The organism is Variovorax sp. 20P10.2.4, from assembly GCF_058244205.1.
The window spans coordinates 1-2,090 of record NZ_JBZAYE010000942.1; the positions used below are offsets into that span (position 1 = coordinate 1).

Consider the following 2,090-nt stretch of genomic DNA (forward strand, 5'->3'; position numbering starts at 1 on the left):
ATCATGAACACGTTCTAAACCCCGACCTCAGGAGAATGCGATGAACCCGCTCGACGCGCTCGCCGATATCGACAAGGAAGTCCTCCAGCCGCTGGCCCCCCGCACCGATGCCGAGGCACGGTTCCCGCGCGAGGCGATCGCGGCGCTCGGCAAGGCCGGCCTGCTCGGCCTGGTCTCGGCCACCGCGGTGGGCGGCCAGGGCCTGGGCCTCAAGGAGGCCGCGCAGGTGGTCGCGCAGCTCGCGCAGACCTGCCCTTCCACCGCGATGGTGGTCTGCATGCACTACTGCGCCACCGCGGTGCTCGAGCAGCAGGGCCCCGAGGCCGTGCGCAAGGCGGTTGCCGAAGGCCGCCACCTGAGCACGCTGGCCTTCTCCGAGGCCGACTCGCGCAGCCACTTCTGGGCCCCCACCGGCACCGCGCGCGCCGACGGCGACGGCGTGCTGCTCGATGCGCGCAAGAGCTGGGTCACCTCGGCTTTCGAGGCCGACAGCTATGTGTGGTCGAGCAAGCCGCTGGCGGCCGAGGGCGCGAGCACGCTGTGGCTGGTCGGCGCCAGGGCCGAGGGGCTGAGCCAGCCCGGACGCTTCGACGGCCTGGGCCTGCGCGGCAACGCCTCCACGCCGATCGCGGCGAAGGGCGTGCGCGTCGCCGCAAGCGATCGCCTCGGCGAGGACGGCAAGGGCTTCGACACCATGATGGGCGTGGTGCTGCCCTGGTTCTCGGTGCTCAGCGCCGCCTGCTCGGTGGGCCTGATGAACGGCGCCCTGGCGCGCGCCATCGGCCATGTGAGCCAGACGAAGCACGTGCACCTCGACAGCTCGCTGGCCGACCTGCCCACCATCCGCGCCTACCTCGCGCGCGCCCGCATCCAGGCCGACATGGCGCAGGCCCTGCTCGACGACACCATCGCCGCCATCGGCGCGGGCCGTGCCGACACCATGCTGCGCGTGCTCGAGGTCAAGGCCGCCGCGGCCGAGTCCGCGCTGACGGTGACCGACACCGCGATGCGCGTGTGCGGCGGCGCGGCCTTCCGCAAGGAGGCGGGCATCGAGCGGCTGTTCCGCGATGCGCGCGCCTCGAGCGTGATGGCGCCGACCTCCGACGTGCTCTACGACTTCATCGGCAAGGCCATCACCGGCCTGCCGCTGTTCTGAGGAGCTGCCCGTGTCCGAACCGACGCTGATCATGGGCGCCGTGGCCTACGCGCCCAAGGTCGTCACCATCTGGGAAGGCTTCAAGGCCTTCTTCGCGCAGCACGGCCTGGCCTTCGACTACCTGCTGTATTCGAACTACGAGCGCCAGGTCGAGGCGCAGTTCGACGGCAGCATCCACCTGGCCTGGAACTCGCCGCTGGCCTGGGTGCGCGCCGAGCGCATCGCGCGCGCCCGCGGCCAGCAGGTGCGCGCCGTGGCCATGCGCGACACCGACTGCGACCTGCGCTCGGCCATCGTGGTGCGCGCCGACAGCCCGGTGCAGTCGCTCGACCAGCTGCGCGGCAAGACCATCGGCTTCGGCGCGGCCGATTCGCCGCAGGCCACGCTGATCCCGCTCGACCACCTGCGCGGCGCGGGCCTGGTGCAATCGCGCGACTTCCAGCCCCGCCTGTTCGACGTGCTCGGCGGCAAGCATGGCGACCACATCGGCGGCGAACGCGACGCGGCCGTGGCGCTGCGCGCCGGCGAGATCGACGCCTGCTGCCTGATCGACGGCAACCTGCTGGCCTTCGGTCTCGACGGCACCCTGCCCGCGGGCAGCACGCGCGTGCTGGCGCGCACCGGCGCCTACGACCACTGCAACTTCACCACCAGTCCCGACGCGCCGGCCGCGCTCATCGAGCGCTTCGTGGCGCTGCTGATGGCGATGCGCTGGGACGACCCGCAGGTGCGCCCGCTGCTCGAGCTCGAGGGCCTGCGCGAATGGCGCGCCGGCCGCACCAGCGGCTACGCGCTGCTCGAGCGCGCGGTCGACGACGAGCGTTTCTACGACGGCGATGGCCGCATCACCGCCACCGGCTATCGATATTGAGTCGCTGGGCCTCGACCAGGGCGCCCTGCTGCTCATCCGCCGCGCGCTGGCCGAGCGGCCCGT

At 72.2% G+C, this 2,090-nt stretch carries 2 protein-coding genes; both read left to right on the forward strand.

Annotated features, from left to right (window positions below; genetic code table 11):
* Window positions 1-40 precede the first annotated feature (40 nt).
* Window positions 41-1,156, forward strand: coding sequence for an acyl-CoA dehydrogenase family protein (locus AC27VN_RS39710; RefSeq protein ID WP_057592950.1), 1,116 nt, complete (start codon window positions 41-43; stop codon window positions 1,154-1,156).
* 10 nt (window positions 1,157-1,166) lie between these two features.
* A complete protein-coding gene (locus AC27VN_RS39715; protein ID WP_490880246.1) occupies window positions 1,167-2,027 on the forward strand; it encodes a phosphate/phosphite/phosphonate ABC transporter substrate-binding protein in 861 nt (286 codons plus the stop codon).
* Window positions 2,028-2,090 lie beyond the last annotated feature (63 nt).